This is a genomic window from Pseudomonas sp. SWRI22 (genome assembly GCF_014268395.2).
Lineage (GTDB): Bacteria > Pseudomonadota > Gammaproteobacteria > Pseudomonadales > Pseudomonadaceae > Aquipseudomonas > Aquipseudomonas paracarnis.
The window spans coordinates 2,776,167-2,792,695 of record NZ_JABWQK020000001.1; the positions used below are offsets into that span (position 1 = coordinate 2,776,167).

The window sequence follows — 16,529 nt, forward strand, 5'->3', positions numbered from 1 at the left end:
GTGAGGGCGATAGTAGATAAGCGCGGATATTCTTAAAAATACTATTTAAGAATGTTTATATAACCAGAAAGAATTTTCTGATAGGGCATGGGGTTGCAAGGGTTTCGGCAGAAAAAACGCTCACACACAGGCGCCGCAGAACCCCTGTGGGAGCTGGCTTGCCTGCGAAAGCGGTGGTGCAGTTACAGATACAGTGACTGACACACCGCCTTCGCGGGCAAGCCCGGCTCCCACATTGACCGCGTCAGTCCTGGCGGATCAGAGGTGCTCGGGTCCAGTCGATTTCATCAGCCGGCATGGGCCGTCCAAACCAGTACCCCTGGCCCATGTCGCATTCCTGATCCAGCAGGAACCGTGCCTGTTCCACCTGCTCGATCCCTTCAGCGTGCACCTGCATGCCCATGCTTTTGGCCAGGGCGATCACCACGCGCACAATCGCGGCGTCGTCTTCGTCCCACGGCAAGCCCGCCACAAAGCCCTGGTCGATCTTGAGCTTCTGCACCGGCAGGCGTTTGAGGCGCAACAACGAGGAATAGCCGGTGCCAAAGTCGTCGATCGCCAGGCGCAGGCCCAGTTCGCGCAGGCGGTGCAGTTGCTCCAGTGCGACTTCCGGGTCGTCCATCACTGCGCTCTCGGTGACCTCCAGCTCCAGGAAGGCCGGATCCAGCCCAGTGGCGTGCAGCACTTGGGCCACTTGCTCATACAGCTCGCGCCGGGCAAACAGGCGGCTGGAGACATTGATTGCGATAAAGCTCAGCGGCGCGCCGTCGGCCAGCCACTGGCACATTTGGCGGCAGGCCTGGTCCATCACCCACGCATCGATCTCGGCAATCAGCCCGGTGCGTTCGGCGATGGGGATGAACTCGCCCGGGGATACCAGGCCGCGCTCCGGGTGCTGCCAGCGCACCAGTGCTTCAACGCCGACCAAACGGCTGTCATGCAGGTCGTGCACCGGCTGGTAATAGACGCGCAGCTCATGTTGGTCGAGGGCGCGACGCAGCTCGCCAGCGATTTCCACCCGATGCTGGGCGTGGGCGGTCAGTTCTTCGGTATACAACGCGTAGCTCTCGCGCCCGGCGCTCTTGGCCTTGAACAACGCGGAATCGGCGTTACGCAGCAGTTGCTCGGCGCTCAGGGCGTCACTGGGGAACAGGCTGATACCGATACTGGCGCTGATAAACAGCTGGTTGCCGTCAAAAATGAACGGATCCTTCATGGCGTTGAGCATGCGCTGCGCCAAGGCCGCCGCTTGCACCACCTGCGGGCAGCTTTCTGCCAGCACGGCAAATTCGTCGCCCCCCAGGCGCGCCAGGGTAACCCCCGGCCCAAACAGGCCGCTGAGGCGTTCGGCCACCAGTTTGAGCAACTGATCGCCAACGTTATGGCCGAGGCTGTCGTTGATGATCTTGAAGTGGTCCAGGTCCATCAACAGCAGAGCGCAGCCACGCTTATGCACCTGCGCGGAAGCCAGGGCCTGCTCGGCGCGATCGGTGAACAGCAGGCGGTTGGGCAGGTCGGTGAGCGGGTCGTGATGGGCAAGGTGCGCCAATTCGTGCTCGGAGTTCTTCATGGCGCTGATGTCCGAAAACACCGCCACGTAGTGGCTGACCTGGCCCTGGTCGTCGTGAATCACCCGTATGGTTTGCCACTGGGGGTAAACCTCGCCGCTTTTACGGCGGTTCCAGATTTCGCCGCTCCATTCGCCGGTGCTTTCCAGGGCCTGGAACATTTGCTGGTAGAAATGCGCCGAGTGGCGCCCGGACTTGAACAGGCTTGGCCGTTGGCCCATGACGTCTTCGCACTGGTAGCCGGTGATCTCCATGAAAGCGCGGTTAACGTGCACGATCAGCCCTTGGGTATCGGTGACCAGCACCCCTTCGCGGGTGCAATCGAACACCGCAGCGGCCTGGCGCAGGCGCTCGCGGTTCTCTTTCAGGGGTTGTTGCAACGCATGGGCACGGGCAAAACGCCGGCCTATCCAGTAGATGAGCAAGGCGCTGAGGCTGACCCACACATAACCACGCGCTTGCAGCCAACGTCCCAGCTCCAGGGGTTCATCGATAAAGTTGATTAATAGGTAATGGCTGAGCTGGAGCCAAAGAATGGAAACCAGCAGGTACACCAACCCCGCACGTAGGGCACCTCGGTATGAAAACAGCATATGCTTAGTAATCCTTACTAAATAACCAGAATCGCCCTACAAAGGATCAGGATTATAGAGTAGGAAACACTTTGTAAGTCTTATCTGAAACGGTGACTGGTTTTATCTGCAAAGGAAGTGATAATGCGGGTGCTGTTTTTTTCTTTATCTGAGGGCCATACAGCCTATGTGGTACAACGGTTTTCTTGATCTGTCCGCCTGGCAACTGGTGGCAGTCACGCTGTTGATGACCCACGTGACCATTATTGGGGTCACTGTCTATCTGCACCGTTATTCGGCCCATCGCTCGCTCGAGCTCAATGCCGGCCTTAAACACTTCTTCCGCTTCTGGCTGTGGCTGACCACGGCGCAGAACACCCGCGAATGGACCGCCATTCACCGCAAGCACCACGCCAAGTGCGAAACCGTCGATGACCCGCACAGCCCGGTGATCAAGGGCTTGTCCACCGTGCTGCGCAAAGGTGCCGAGCTGTACCGCGCCGAGGCGGAAAACCCCGAGACCCTGCGTATCTACGGCAAAAACTGCCCGGACGACTGGATCGAACGCAAGCTTTACACGCGCTACCCGCTGCTGGGCGTGGCGCTCATGGGCGTAATCGACCTGCTGCTGTTCGGCACCATCGGTATCACCATCTGGGCGATCCAGATGATGTGGATTCCGTTCTGGGCCGCCGGCGTCATCAACGGCCTGGGCCACGCCGTGGGCTATCGCAACTTCGAATGCCGTGACGCCGCCACCAACCTGGTTCCGTGGGGCATCATCGTCGGCGGCGAAGAGCTGCACAACAACCACCACACCTACCCTAACTCGGCCAAGCTGTCGGTGAAGAAGTGGGAGTTCGACCTGGGTTGGGCCTGGATCAAAGTGTTCAGCTTCCTGCGCCTGGCCAAGGTGCAGCGCGTGGCCCCCATCGCCCACCGCGTCGAAGGCAAGGGCAGCCTGGACATGGACACCGCCATGGCGATCCTCAACAACCGCTTCCAGATCATGGCCCAATACCGCAAGTTGGTGATTGGCCCGTTGGTCAAGCAGGAGCTGGAGAAGGTCGATCATTCGGTGCGCCACCAGTTCCACCGCGCCAAGCGCCTGCTGTCGCGGGAAACCAGTCTGCTGGAAGACCGCCACCACTTGCGCATCCAGAGCATGCTGGAACACAGCCATGCCCTCACGGTGATCTACGAGAAGCGCCTGGCGCTGCAGCAGATCTGGCTCAAGACCAGTTCCAACGGCCACGACATGCTGGCAGCGATCAAGGAATGGGTGCATGAAGCCGAGGCCAGCGGCATCCAATCCCTGCGCGATTTTGCCCACCAGTTGAAGACTTACTCGTTGCGTCCTACAGCGGCGTGAGGGCGCCGTGGGAGGGCTCGCCCTCCCACGCACTGGCTTTTTGGCGCCATTTTCCGGGCACCGACAATGCATGCTGATCACGGAACTTCACCGCAATTCCCCTCTCTCAAAGAACACTTCGCCATCATGGTGACCCCTTGTAGTGACCGCTTTTGCACCCTGCGGCGCGCCCAGAGAGAGTTGTACCGATGGTTCACGAAAAGCCCAGCCTGCCCGATGTGCCCACCGCAGAGCCGCCGCGCCCGGCCGCGGCGGCGACCCTGTTGGCGCTTATGCATGCTCAAGGTGAAGTCGAGCGGCTGAGTGAGCGTGAGCAACTGCTCAGTTCCCTGCTGGTCAGCGTGAACGCCGTGCTGTGGGCCATCGATTGGGAAACACGCCGTGTGCTGTATGTGAGCCCGGCGTACGAGCGCCTGTTTGGCCGCTCCGCCGGCCTGCTGCTGGCCGACCACCGTGAATGGCGCAACAGCGTCCACCCCGAAGACCTCGACTACGCCGAACACAGCCTGGCCCGTGTGCTGGAACAGGGCGCCGTGGAGGACCGCGAGTACCGCATCATCACCGCTGACGGGCAGATCCGCTGGTTGAGTGACAAGTGCTACATCAACCAGCAGGTGGTGCCCGGTGAAGCGCTGATCGTGGTGGGCATCGCCGAAGACATCACCGAAAAGAAGCAACTTGAGCTGGAACTCCATCGCCTCGCCACCACCGACGTACTGACCCAAAGCAGCAACCGCCGACACTTCTTCGAACTCGCCAACCAGGCCTTCGACAACGCCTGCGTGCAGGGCACCCCGCTGGCGTTCCTGTTGCTGGACATCGATGATTTCAAAGACATCAACGACACCTACGGCCACCTGGAGGGCGACCAGGTGCTGCGGCGCATCGCGGAAAGCGGTCGCGGGGTATTGCGCCGTGGCGACCTGTTCGGGCGCATTGGCGGCGAAGAATTCGCCGCCGTCCTGCCGGGTTGCCCACCGGAGATGGCCCTGCAGGTGGCCGAGCGGTTGGGCAAGGAAATCCAGGCGTTGGTGTTCAGCTACGAGGGGCATGAATTCAATGTGACCGTCAGCCAGGGCCTGGCCGGCCTGCGTGAAGATGACTCCACCCTCGACAGCCTGTTTGCTCGGGCGGATGCGGCGATGTACGAGGCCAAGCGCCAAGGCAAGAACCGTGTTATCGCCGGGTAACACCGCTTGGCATTTATGCCTTTTTGTAGGAGCGAGCTTGCTCGCGAAAAACTCACAGGCGCCGCGTTTATCCAGGAAGCCCGCGTCATCGTTGACGTTTTTCGCGAGCAAGCTCGCTCCTACATGCGTTCGGTGTGTGTTTCAGGTTTTGCGCACTCGGGTCAGTTCCGACAAGCCGACCTTGAGCAGCCGCGCCGTCTTGCTGCCCGCCAGTTCTTCCAGCCCTTCGTGCTCGGTCAGCCGCGCCATTTGCACCGCCAGGTTCACCACCAGGGCTTCGCGCGAATACACCCCGCCTTCCAGTGAATAGATCCCTGCGATCAACTGCCGCAACTCCAGCGGCAAGCGCCAACGCGTGCGCAACGCCGAACCGTAGGCAGCGCCAAAGGCGTCGAGAGATTCGCCGATGGCTTCATCATCCAGGGCGCCGCCGCCCTGGCGCCAGTCTTCCAGGCAGCGCAACAAGGCCAGGTCGCCCAAGCGATGCAGGATGCAGGCGCTGTAGCAGCGCTGGTGGTCGAGCTCCAGCATGCGCGCCAGGCGCCGGGCGTAGTCGGCGCTGTCCTGGGACAATTGCCAGTGCCGCTCGGCATAGGCCACCAGCCCAGGGTCGCCCAACACCACGTTGTGCTTGAGCGCCAGGCCCAGGATGAGGTTCATGCTCTGGCCGGGCACCAACTTATGCAGGGCCTCTGACAGGGTCTGCACTGGCGTGCCGTGGTAGCCGGCGCTGTTGGCGGCGGCGATCAATACGGCCGTGATTTGCGGGTCGCTGTGCACCTGGTCTTCCAACTGCTTGAGGTCCAGGCCTTCGGGCCCCAGGCTGCGTTGCACGGCGGTTTTCACATCCACACGCAACGGCGCCCCATCGCAGACCTCGCGGCGCCGCTCGAGGAAGGCTGGCAAGGTCATGCCCGGCGCCAGCGGTGGGATTTCGCAGTACACGCTTTCGCCTTCGTTGAGCAGCAGGTCTTGCAAGCGCTGGGTCAGGCTTTCCATGTTCAGCGGGCGGGTCAGGTAGGCGGTGGGCGCCAGGGGCAAGGCTTCGCGCACGCTGGCGCTGTCGTTACGACTGCTCAGCAAGATAAACGGCAGCGAACGGCGCTTCTGGCGCACGCTGCGCAGCAGACTCAAGCCATCCACGCCCGGCAACTCCCAATCCGCCAGGATCAGGTCATAGGTTTTTTCGCCCAACAGCGTGGCGGCGTGCTGCCCATCGGCGCACACATCCAGCCGTGCGTCACAGCGCACATTCAACAGCACTTGCTTGAGCAGATCCCGCGACCAAGGGTCTGCTTCGGCGATTAACACTCGGGGTACAGCGGGTAAATCAACAGCAGTCATCCAGCACGCTCCATCGGCAATGCTTGCACCTTAGACAATGCAGGCGCGTGCGTACAATGAAGCAGGCACAAAAAAACCGCCGAAGCGGTTTTTTTGTACGGGCTGTAACCTGTGGCGAGGGAGCTTGCTCCCGCTGGACTGCGCAGCAGTCCCAAATCAAAGAGCGGGGCCGCTTCGCGCCCCAGCGGGAGCAAGCTCCCTCGCCACAGTGACTAAGGTTGGTCAGAGTTCGGAGAAACACTCTTCGATGATCGACAGGCCTTTGTCCAACTGCTCGTCCGGCGAGGTGAGCGGCACCAGTACGCGCAATACGTTGCCGTAGGTACCGCAGGACAGCAGGATCAGGCCCTTGTCACGTGCCTTGGCTACCACGGAGGCAACGGCGGCAGCGTTTGGCTTGTGGGTGTCGCCGTCTTCAAACAGCTCGACCGCGATCATCGCGCCCAGGGCACGCACTTCGCCGATCACCGGGTACTTGGCCTGGATGGCCTTGAGACCAGTCACCAGGCGCTCGCCCACGGCCTTGCAGCGGTCCAGCAGGTGCTCTTCTTCGAACACTTCCATCACGGCCAGGGCTGCTGCGCAGGCAATCGGGCTACCGGCATAGGTGCCGCCCAGGCCGCCTGGAGCGATGGCGTCCATGTACTCGGCCTTGCCGCACACACCGGCCAGCGGGAAGCCGCCCGCGATGGATTTGGCGAAGGTGGTCAGGTCGGCGGCAACGCCCATCTGTTCCATGGCGAAGAAGGTACCGGTACGGCCGGCACCGGTTTGCACTTCGTCGGCGATCAGCAGGATGCCGTGCTTGTCGCACAGTTCGCGCAGGCGCTTCATGAAGGCTTTCGGCGCGACGTAGAAGCCGCCCTCGCCCTGCACCGGCTCGATGATGATGGCGGCGATATCACGCGGCTCGGCATCGTTCTTGAAGATGCGCTCGATGCTGGCGATGGAGTCGTCGACGCTCACACCGTGCAGTTCGTTCGGGTACAGCGCACGGAACACGCCGCCCGGCATCAAGCCCATGCCGGCCGAGTAAGGCACGACCTTACCGGTGAGGCCCAGGGTCATCATGGTGCGGCCGTGGTAGGCGCCGGTGAAGGCGATCACACCGGCACGGCCTGTGGCGGCGCGGGCGATCTTCACGGCGTTCTCCACCGCTTCGGAACCGGTGGTGACCAACAGGGTTTTCTTGGCGAAATCACCTGGCACCTTGGCGGCGACTTTTTCGCACACTTCTACGTAGGGCTCGTAGGCCAATACCTGGAAGCAGGTGTGGGTCAGCTTGTTGAGTTGCTCGGTCACGGCCGCGATGATTTTCGGGTGCACGTGGCCGGTGTTCAGCACGGCGATACCGCCGGCGAAGTCGATGAACTCGCGACCTTCAACGTCGGTCACGGTGGCGTTCTTCGCAGAGTCGGCGAAGATCGGGTGAATCTGGCCAACACCGCGCGGTACAGCGGCTTCGCGGCGTTTCATCAGGGATGCGTTGGTCTTGCTCATAAAGTCCTCATTCGCCGCTCATCGGGCGGCGTGGCTCAAGGATAGGTGGCGGGGAGGCAACTACGGCAGCATGCGATGATCGACTGCCACAGCTTTCCCGGCCACTGCGAATAACCATGTGAAACACGCAAAGGGGCAGCGCTCTCGTGCCCTCTGCGTTTACTGCAATCCCGTGCCTTAGATACCCAGGCAGAGGTATTTGATTTCCAGGTAGTCCTCGATCCCGTACTTGGAGCCTTCACGGCCCAGGCCGGAGGCCTTGATGCCGCCGAACGGCGCCACTTCGTTGGAGATCAACCCGGTGTTGACGCCGACCATACCGTATTCCAGGGCCTCGGCCACGCGGAACACACGGCCCAGGTCGCGGGCGTAGAAGTAGGAAGCCAGGCCGAACTCGGTGTCGTTGGACATGGCGATCACTTCGGCTTCGTCTTTGAAGCGGAACAGTGGCGCCAGCGGGCCGAAGGTTTCTTCCTTGGCCACGGCGGCGTTTTTCGGCACGTCGACCAGGATGGTCGGCTCGAAGAAGTTGCCTTCCATGACCTTGCCACCGGCCAACAACTTGGCGCCTTTGCTCAGGGCATCAGCGATATGTTCCTGCACCTTGGCCACGGCTTTTTCGTCGATCAGCGGGCCGGTGGTAGTGCCGTCCTCCAGGCCGTTACCGATCTTCAATTTGGTCACCGCCACCTTGAGCTTTTCAGCGAAGGCGTCGTACACCGAATCCTGGATGTACAGGCGGTTGGCGCAGACGCAGGTCTGGCCGTTGTTGCGGTACTTGGAGATGATCGCGCCTTCGACGGCCTTATCCAGGTCAGCGTCGTCGAACACGATGAACGGTGCGTTACCGCCCAGCTCCAGGGAGACTTTCTTGATGTCCTTGGCGCATTCGGCCATCAGTTGGCGACCAATTTCGGTCGAGCCGGTGAAGGACAATTTACGCACGATGGGGTTGCTGGTCAGCTCGCCGCCGATGTCGCCAGCGCTGCCGGTGACTACGCTGAGCACGCCTTTGGGGATACCGGCGCGGTGCGCCAGCTCAACCAGGGCCAGGGCCGAGAACGGGGTTTGCGAGGCCGGCTTGATCACCATGGTGCAACCGGCGGCCAGGGCTGGGCCGGCTTTGCGGGTGATCATCGCCGCAGGGAAGTTCCACGGGGTGATGGCGGCGGTCACGCCGATAGGCTGCTTGATCACGATCAGGCGCTTGTCGGGCTGGTGGCCGGGGATCACGTCACCGTAAATGCGCTTGGCTTCTTCAGCGAACCACTCGATAAACGAGGCGGCGTAGACGATTTCGCCCTTGGCTTCGGCCAGCGGCTTGCCTTGTTCGAGGGTCATCAGGCGGCCGAGGTCGTCCTGGTTTTCGATCAGCAGTTCGAACCAGCGGCGCAGCTTGTTGGCGCGCTCCTTGGCGGTGAGTGCACGCCAGGCTGGCAGGGCCTTGTCGGCGGCTTCGATGGCGCGGCGGGTTTCCGCGGCGCCCATCTTCGGCACGGTGCCGAGAATCTCGCCCGTGGCCGGGTTGTTGACCTTGATGGTTTGACCATTGTCCGCATCGACCCAAGCGCCATCGATAAAGGCTTGCTGGCGGAACAACTGGGTGTCTTTAAGCTGCATGTCGGCTTTCCTTAACAGCACCGCGCGCACGCGGAGCGAATTAGAGTTGTTGAAAGGCGCCTTGTGGGCTGCCGTCAGGGAAATCAGCCCCAGCGCGCAGAAAAAATGAAAGAGCGCACGGGAGACAGAGCGTTTGAAATCTCAAACGAATCCTAGGATCAATGGGGGTACAGGGCAATAGGATGTTCGAAAAAAAGAACGAATATGGCGCATCCGATTCATCTTTCGGATCAAACGCACACACGACAACAGCCCCGGAGCCTTGTGGGCGCCGGGGCTGTTGGGGGCCTTGCAGCTTAAGGTTGGAACGACTTGAGCACGGCCAGCAGGCTGGTCAAGTTGTCGGCCACGCCGCCCTGGGCGACTTTTTCGGTGGCGGCGGCGCCAGCGGTGGTGTCGACACTGTAGATCTGCATCACGCCCTGGTTGGTGGCCGCCTGAGCCAGGGTGTTTTGTTGCTGTTGGGCCGAGACCGAGTTCTGGAACAGGATCGCCGTGGCCTGGCCCATGGATTGATAGATGGTGCTCATGGCCATCGCGGGTGATTCGGCAACCACCTTGACGTTGGTCTGGGTGACGGCATCGGTGATTTGCGGGCTGACTGTACTCATGGTTGAAACTCCTGGGTTGAGAAAGAACAACATCCGTTATTGCTCAGTGCTTAAGGCTGGAACGACTTGAGCACGGTCAACAGGCTGGTGAGGTTATCCGACACGCCGCCCTGGGCGACTTTCTCGGTGGCCGCCGCACCTGCGGTGGTATCGACGCTGTAGATCTGCATCACGCCCTGGTTGGTGGCCGCCTGGGCCAGGGTGTTTTGCTGCTGCTGGGCCGACACCGCGTTCTGGAACAGAATCGCCGTGGCCTGCGCCATGGATTGATAGATAGTGCTCATCGCCATCGCAGGCGATTCGGCCACCACTTTGACATTGGTCTGGGTGACCGCGTCGGTAATTTGCTCGTTGACTAATGGCATGATCAATTTCCTTATTTAGTACACGGTGCATTCCGTGTTCATCAATGAACGTTGCGAAACAGGCGCTGTGAAACGCAGGGTCAAGGTTTCGTAGTGGGGCCCAGCGCCGCTTCAATCTGGGCGATCAACCCTTGGATCAATGCCCGCACTTCCTTGCGTTGCGCATCCTGGTCGGGAGCTGCGCCGTCCAACACCTGGCGCAGGGCCGCTTCACGTTGCAGGGCAGCGGTCTTGAGCGCTTGTTCGTTGGCCTTCGATTGCTCAAGCACCTGGGTGGCGCGCTTGAGGGTTTCGTCGACGATGGCCTGGGGCGTTCCGGCGAAAATCTGCGGGTTGCGCAGCATCGCTTCGAGCCGTTGGCGGTCGTCGGTGGACAGGACCGAGGGTGTGGAAGGGGGTGCCATGTCGATCTCCTTGGGTTTTACGTCGCCTGCAAAAGGGCCGCTAAAGCCGCACCTCTCTGCCGTCTTCCCAGAAACCGGCAAAGAAAAAACGCGGCGACGCAGCACAGAACGTCGCGAGCTCTGCCGGTGTCATCGCTGAGGGTTGCCGATTGAAGATGGCCGGCGGTGGCGGAACCAGATTGGCCGCGTTGTAGAGGTTGCCGACCTCATAAGCGTTGGCCGCGAATTGTGAGCAAAAGGAACCGCTGCCTATCGCTATCGACTCATTGATCCGAGCCTGCAGGGTGTCGTTGGCCTTCCAGTTCTTGAATGCAGAAAGCATCGCGTTCCACGCGCTATAACTGCCGTCGATTTCATCGCCGAGCTTGTCGAAATAAAACTGCTTGGCCGCCAGCGCCGCCGCAAACCCCAGCTCAGTGTCACGGCAGGAAAACACCATGGCGGTGCGAGGGGGTTTTTCCAGGCTCACGTCAGTCAACGCCAGGCCAGTGCCGACGCTTTCGATCACCATGGTCTTGCTCACCGCAATTGCCGGGTGGACCACATTCAAATACGTCGTGTCCTGTGAGAACACCTTGGCTTTGACCAACTGACCGGCTTTGATGAAAGCCCGCGTCGTACTGTCATCTTCTTGCTTCACCGAAAAAATAAGATCTCCAACGTCCATGATGTCGCTCCTCATTCAAGAAAAGTTGCTTTCAAGTTGCTGTTGCACCGCCCCAGCAGAACGCCGAAGCGCTGTGCTCGGTTCAGGCCGTGGGCGCGGCCCGGTTGGCCAAGGTGTCGGCGTACTTGGCGATGCTCTGGTCGATCTTGTCGATCGCCACGCTGGCGGCTTCGGCTTCCATCGCACCGGCAGCGGCAGCCACGGCGGCAGCGGCGCCTACCAGCAGGTCGGTGGCCAAGGCGCCCAAGGCGTCTTCGGCAGCGGCCGGCAGGTTGTCCTTGACGATGTTCTCGGTCATTTGCTGGAGCAGCACGGCCTGGGCCGCCAGGGCGATCTTGCTGACCCCATCGAAGTACCCCGCCGCCGCTTGCGCCACCAGCCCGGCTGCCTGGCTGATCATCATGTCGGCCGGCACCGCGATCTGCGCCGGGGCGTAGGCAAAGTTCTGCGAATTGGTGAACTGCACCGCCTGCACAATCTGGCTATTGAGCGCCGCCGTGCTGTCGGATGACGGCGTGCTCACCTGGTTGAGCAGGTGCTCGTTCATGCGCGCCATGATCGAGCGCGAGGCCGGTGCGGCGTGCGCCGACGCAGTCGGGTCGGCGGCGGGCGTTGCTTGGGAGGCGGCGGGTTTCTTTCTGCTGAACCACGACATAATCAATCTCCCGAGGGCTCAGCCCTTCTCGCCAATCTGCATGATCAGCGCCACGGCCTTGGAGATCACCGCGTTGGAAATCTGATTCATCGCCTGCTGGCTGTTGACCGCGTTCTGCAACGACAGGCCCGCCGCGCTGCTGGCCACCTGGTACAGGGACGCGATGGCCTGGGCTGGCGCCTCGGCCACCACCTTGACGTTGGTTTGAGTGACCGCGTCGGTGATCTGGCTGTTGACCTCTGTCATACATCTCTCCTTGATGGCATTCACCCAGGTTTGGGTGTGGATAGCGGCGGCGTGCTGCGCTCATACCACTAGAACGCCCCACGCCAACATGTGTGAATCACCTTCAGCGCAAGGCACTGCGCAGCAGTTGCACACGCTTGCGCACCAGCGGCAGCTTCACGTGCAACTCGGCGGCGATTTGCGGGTAAGGCAGGTCGTCGACAAAGCGCATCTCGAACAAGCGCTGCTGCAACAGCGGTAACCGTGCGACGTGCGCCTCGAGCTGCTCCAGGCGTTCATAACATTCCACCCGCTCCAGCACCGAAGCGCAGGGCGCGGCGAGCGCGGCCAGGTGATCGTGTTCAAGGTCCACCGAATCATCGAACAACCGCCCCTCGCGCTTGCTGCGCCGCAGGCTGTCGAGAAACACATGATCGAGCACCAGAAACAGAAACCCCTCGGGGTCACGAATGCGCTCCGGCGAACGCCGAAAAAACAACAGGGCCTTGATCGCCGTGGCCGCCAACCACTCCTGGCCCTGATCCAGATTGCCCTTGGCCCGCCGCAACGCCCGGCGCCTGAGCTCACCCTGCACAGCGCGCCAACTCGCTTCGAACAAACGGTCATCGGCGGCCCATTGATCCTTGAACTGAACAGTCATCCCCATCGCCAGCACTCCTGTGCATCCTTGATGAAGGGCCAGTCTGCGAGGGCTCGACGGGGGTACGCTGTTACCTGGGGAACACCGCCACAACTAATTCAGCGCAAAAGCCTTGCGCCGCAAATGCTCGACATCGTTGATCACCATGCGCTCCAGATCGCCGCTGATCACCCCACTGCGCCGCCACACTTGCAGCTGCACATTCAGCTTGGGCCGGCTGGTATTCAGCATCGACGCCAACACCCCTTGGCTTGCGGGCAACGACACACTGGGCAAGGCCAACGCCAGGTCGATCTCGCCCAGGTTCGCCAATAAAAACCGCGCCAACCGCGACTCCAGCCGATGCAAACACACCAACTCCAGCAACTCGATGGCGTGCAGCAAACGCAGCATCATCAACATCAACAAACGCCGCAGAAACACAGGCTCCTCAAACAACACAGCAAAATGCCGGCTACCCAACTGCAACAACCGCGTGGGCCCGCTGGCAAAGGTGGAAGACTCGCGCCCATGATCCTTGATCAACGCCGTCTCCCCCACCACCTGCCCGGCCCCGGTACTGCCGATAATCTGCTCGCGCCCATCCGGCCCATGCACCACCGAATAAATCCGCCCCTCCACCACCAACGCAATGAATTCGAGGGTGTCATCCTTGAAATACAACAGCTCACGATCATCCAGCGTGCGCTCCACCATATGGGTGGCGACGTAGCGCAAGAGATGCTCCGGCATACCTCGAAACAAATCGGAGCGAGCCAGCAGGGTTTGTCTGAGCGGGAGATCGAGCATCACGGTTCCTTTGGAATGCATGCGTTCACCTGAGGAATTGCGGCGTGGAAGCGGTGTAAAGCCACAAGAGCAAAGCAAACAAAGGGACGTGCGGCGCGGGGAGTTGTGAATGAGGGTGGCAATTAGCCATTTTTTGTCGGAAATGGACGACAGGGGGCGGGGCAAATGCCGGAATGGACGCATCAGGTCGACATGGGTATGATGTCGCCCGCACAAGCATCCGTAGCTCAGCTGGATAGAGTACTGCCCTCCGAAGGCAGGGGTCGTGGGTTCGAATCCCGCCGGGTGCACCAGATGTGAAATGGAAGAGCCTCAGGTCGGGAGATCTGGGGCTTTTTTTGTGGGTGTTGATTCGGTGCTTTTGCAGCACTTTCAACCGCGCTGGCAAGTCCTCGTTCGGAAAGCGCTTATGCTGCGCCAGCAGCTTTCCATCAGCTGTCATGATGTTTCCAGCTTTGTGCGGCTTCACGATGGTTTGAAAAATAAATCTGTCGCCTGTTGACGCAGTGTGTTGCAGGCAGGCGGAGTCAGTCATACTGTTTGGGCACTGTCCCAGTGACTACTCTTTACCCATCACACAAATGCACGCCTCGGACGTTGGTCAATCATTAAATGGACTTAAGAAAAACGCCTTCTTTGTACTTCGAACTTAAATTTGGTTCGCCGCCCGCCCCAAAATTCGAAAAATTCGATCCCACTATAGGTGTTGACGGTTACTGCGCCGCCATACGCAAGTACCTAATACCCGATTCGATGCCCGACACATTCAGTTCCGGGGTATTGCCCTTGGAATTACGTACTTACTGTAAAGGGTCAATTTTTTCAAGGGTTCGCAGAGTACGAGATGAAAAGCTGAGAACACTATTAAAAAACCCTCTAACGGTTAGCGATTTTTTCCCTCCAGAGGGCGAAGTTGCACAAACCCGTATTGGCCGCTTCAATGCCGCAGGAGAACGCACGCTGTATTTGGCCGACCATGCATTTGTGGCACTGAAAGAGTGTGGAATAGAGCCCGGCGAGCATTTTCTTTATAGTTATTTTATACTCAAAACCGATACGCATTTTATATACACCCCACCTAACGCCTCAAAATACACAAAACTAATAAATTCATTACTCAAAAGTAAAGATGAAAACTTTTACCCCGTCATAACCCGCATATACAATGAATACCTCAAGTATGATGCGCATCATGGAATCGCGTATGACTCCGTAAGGGTCATGGAAAAACACAACGACGCAACATGGGGAGAAATTAGCTCTATAACAAACCTCGCGATGGATGAGGAAAAACTACCTGCCGCATACCTGCAAGTCGGTTGGCTTGCACGATGCGATGAGCATTATCGGCCTTACCATTTGAAAATACTTTTACCTGACATAAAGAAAAAAAACGGCTCACGACGCTGGTGTACCACGATAATAAATCACGATTCATGGCTGAACACAACAAGGTAGAACAGAGGATCGCTCAGCTTAGAAAAATAACTAAAAACTCTATCAAACGAAACAACTATGAACAACCCAACACAACACCATTCAAGCTACTACCCTACATATAAAACTCACAAGCTACTAAAATAACCCGGCGCACACAAAGCTTGTCACTAGAACAATGAACACTTTTTCAATGGAGGCGTAATGCAATTTGCAGTAGCACTGATCGAGTACTTGATTTCTGGCGTCGTCGCATCGGCTTGGCTGACAGCGGTTGTTCTGAACTACTACCCACTGCTGTTACACACGATCAACGATCATAGAGAAACATTAATTCTGATCTACCTGCCCATTGCGTATATCTTGGGAATTTATGTCGACGCCACATCCTCATATATTATACGTAGAACCAGAGAACTGACGGGATGGGTTAATAAGCAGGTGAGTATTTCGCCGAAAACACTGAATACTCTCGCATGGATATATCATTTTATTGTAGGTACTCCCAAAAGAGAGCCCTACAAGAACACCGCCGCGATCATGGCATACTCTCCTGCGGATGCTGTAAGAACTATGGAAGGCTATGTCAGCAGGGACCGAATTGCTCGCGGCACGGCATTCAATGCTTTGGCAGGTACGGTTGTCGCTTATCTTTATGCGTCGCCTGAATACAAAACTCTGACAACGACTTTCTGCTTCGTCGCATTCGTTTACTCGATCATGATGCATAGACGATTAAGCCGCCTCTCATCGAGCTTCAAGAAAGTCGTTTTGGCGAACCTGGAAAAGCGCGCGCCCGCCGAACTGCGCGAGGAAGAATGAACGTATTTATTCCCACACGTTCTGGACAAGCGATTTAATCCAGTAAAAATAAGGGGCAGACCATATTCTCAATAATGGTGGCCCGCCCCTACTTCAATAACAATCAAAGCCTTTGGAATATAACTTGATAAACGCTGACGAAAAAATCACCAACACACCTCTGTCTAGCACCGAACAAAGCAAGCTTCTGATTTTTGTACTCCTATTGCTCCCTTCATTATTTTTTATCGTCGGAATCATTCCCGCCATATTTTTGATTTTTGGCTTGGTGATGATGAAGAAGAACGGCGATTTCAGTCACATCGAAACCGCAGCGCGGATTTACAAAGGTTACCTATATCTCGCAGTAATGGGCAGCGGGCTATTCGCCTTGTATTTCGCAACAACGCTTAGCTTATCTGACAGATGGCATCGTCAGTTCGAGGAGTTTATTCTTTCGACTGCCTTGGCAGGTATCGCCTTGCTGTACATCATCTTTCTGAACATCCTCTTTCTAAGCCCGCTGCGTTGCCACGCACAATGGGTTGAAGCGAACGGTATTTTTTCCGGTAAAACGAAAACACCCACTGACACCAATGAGGTTGATATTATCAAAGGCGAAAGGCTTCGTACGTTCTCTGTCGCTGACGAACTGATTAAATGGGCAAAACTAAAAGAGGACGGTCATATCACTGAGCAAGAGTTTAACGATGCGAGAAAGAAGCTCCTTCAACGATGAAGCAAATGG

Annotated in this window: 17 protein-coding genes and 1 tRNA gene; 6 read left to right on the top strand and 12 right to left on the bottom strand. The window is 58.5% G+C overall.

The annotated features are described in order from the left end of the window. Positions 1–244: 244 nt before the first annotated feature. Positions 245–2,161: a phosphodiesterase DibA gene (gene dibA / locus HU730_RS12230; protein WP_186526701.1), complete on the bottom strand. Its 1,917-nt coding sequence runs from the start codon at positions 2,159–2,161 to the stop codon at positions 245–247. 166 nt (positions 2,162–2,327) lie between these two features. Here dibA and desA point away from each other — a divergent pair, with 166 nt between their 5' ends. Further along, complete coding sequence (desA, locus tag HU730_RS12235) at positions 2,328–3,512, top strand: delta-9 fatty acid desaturase DesA (RefSeq protein ID WP_032894197.1); 1,185 nt, start codon at positions 2,328–2,330, stop codon at positions 3,510–3,512. A gap of 188 nt (positions 3,513–3,700) precedes the next feature. Further along, on the top strand, positions 3,701–4,702 hold the full coding sequence (locus HU730_RS12240) for a sensor domain-containing diguanylate cyclase (RefSeq protein ID WP_034125448.1): 1,002 nt from the start codon (positions 3,701–3,703) through the stop codon (positions 4,700–4,702). A 141-nt stretch (positions 4,703–4,843) separates the two neighbouring features. On the opposite strand, the gene HU730_RS12245 is transcribed toward HU730_RS12240, so the two are convergent. The 11 genes from HU730_RS12245 to HU730_RS12295 form a co-directional block, all read right to left on the bottom strand. Then, positions 4,844–6,046, bottom strand: coding sequence for an HDOD domain-containing protein (locus HU730_RS12245; protein ID WP_034125447.1), 1,203 nt, complete (start codon positions 6,044–6,046; stop codon positions 4,844–4,846). Between the two features lie 222 nt (positions 6,047–6,268). Continuing rightward, positions 6,269–7,546 (bottom strand): 4-aminobutyrate--2-oxoglutarate transaminase, encoded by a 1,278-nt coding sequence (gene gabT, locus HU730_RS12250; protein ID WP_186526700.1) that lies wholly within the window; start codon positions 7,544–7,546, stop codon positions 6,269–6,271. A gap of 177 nt (positions 7,547–7,723) precedes the next feature. After that, positions 7,724–9,166, bottom strand: a complete 1,443-nt coding sequence (gene gabD, locus HU730_RS12255) for an NADP-dependent succinate-semialdehyde dehydrogenase (RefSeq protein ID WP_003187552.1) — start codon at positions 9,164–9,166, stop codon at positions 7,724–7,726. Positions 9,167–9,462: 296 nt separating this feature from the next. After that, the gene (locus HU730_RS12260; RefSeq protein ID WP_003187551.1) at positions 9,463–9,777 is read right to left on the bottom strand and encodes a RebB family R body protein; all 315 of its coding nucleotides are present in this window, start codon (positions 9,775–9,777) and stop codon (positions 9,463–9,465) included. A 50-nt stretch (positions 9,778–9,827) separates the two neighbouring features. After that, positions 9,828–10,142 (bottom strand): RebB family R body protein, encoded by a 315-nt coding sequence (locus HU730_RS12265; RefSeq protein ID WP_003187550.1) that lies wholly within the window; start codon positions 10,140–10,142, stop codon positions 9,828–9,830. Positions 10,143–10,222: 80 nt separating this feature from the next. Then, on the bottom strand, positions 10,223–10,546 hold the full coding sequence (locus HU730_RS12270; protein ID WP_186526699.1) for a hypothetical protein: 324 nt from the start codon (positions 10,544–10,546) through the stop codon (positions 10,223–10,225). Between the two features lie 40 nt (positions 10,547–10,586). Continuing rightward, the gene (locus tag HU730_RS12275; RefSeq protein WP_229999321.1) at positions 10,587–11,228 is read right to left on the bottom strand and encodes a hypothetical protein; all 642 of its coding nucleotides are present in this window, start codon (positions 11,226–11,228) and stop codon (positions 10,587–10,589) included. A gap of 67 nt (positions 11,229–11,295) precedes the next feature. Beyond that, positions 11,296–11,868, bottom strand: a complete 573-nt coding sequence (locus tag HU730_RS12280) for a hypothetical protein (protein WP_186526698.1) — start codon at positions 11,866–11,868, stop codon at positions 11,296–11,298. Between the two features lie 18 nt (positions 11,869–11,886). Continuing rightward, positions 11,887–12,114 (bottom strand): RebB family R body protein, encoded by a 228-nt coding sequence (locus HU730_RS12285; RefSeq protein WP_003187543.1) that lies wholly within the window; start codon positions 12,112–12,114, stop codon positions 11,887–11,889. Positions 12,115–12,217: 103 nt separating this feature from the next. Beyond that, positions 12,218–12,760, bottom strand: coding sequence for a sigma factor-like helix-turn-helix DNA-binding protein (locus HU730_RS12290; RefSeq protein WP_186526697.1), 543 nt, complete (start codon positions 12,758–12,760; stop codon positions 12,218–12,220). A gap of 87 nt (positions 12,761–12,847) precedes the next feature. Continuing rightward, the gene (locus HU730_RS12295) at positions 12,848–13,564 is read right to left on the bottom strand and encodes a Crp/Fnr family transcriptional regulator (RefSeq protein WP_047712299.1); all 717 of its coding nucleotides are present in this window, start codon (positions 13,562–13,564) and stop codon (positions 12,848–12,850) included. Positions 13,565–13,759: 195 nt separating this feature from the next. Between HU730_RS12295 and HU730_RS12300 the strand changes: the two genes are divergently transcribed. From HU730_RS12300 to HU730_RS12315, 4 genes are all read left to right on the top strand, one after another. Next, positions 13,760–13,836 (top strand) — tRNA-Arg (locus HU730_RS12300). A gap of 493 nt (positions 13,837–14,329) precedes the next feature. Further along, complete coding sequence (locus HU730_RS12305) at positions 14,330–15,001, top strand: RES domain-containing protein (RefSeq protein ID WP_186526696.1); 672 nt, start codon at positions 14,330–14,332, stop codon at positions 14,999–15,001. A 183-nt stretch (positions 15,002–15,184) separates the two neighbouring features. Beyond that, positions 15,185–15,802 carry a hypothetical protein gene (locus tag HU730_RS12310; RefSeq protein ID WP_032901746.1) on the top strand — a complete coding sequence of 206 codons (618 nt, stop codon included), beginning with the start codon at positions 15,185–15,187 and terminating at the stop codon, positions 15,800–15,802. A gap of 124 nt (positions 15,803–15,926) precedes the next feature. Next, positions 15,927–16,520 carry an SHOCT domain-containing protein gene (locus HU730_RS12315; protein WP_189673499.1) on the top strand — a complete coding sequence of 198 codons (594 nt, stop codon included), beginning with the start codon at positions 15,927–15,929 and terminating at the stop codon, positions 16,518–16,520. Positions 16,521–16,529: the final 9 nt, after the last annotated feature.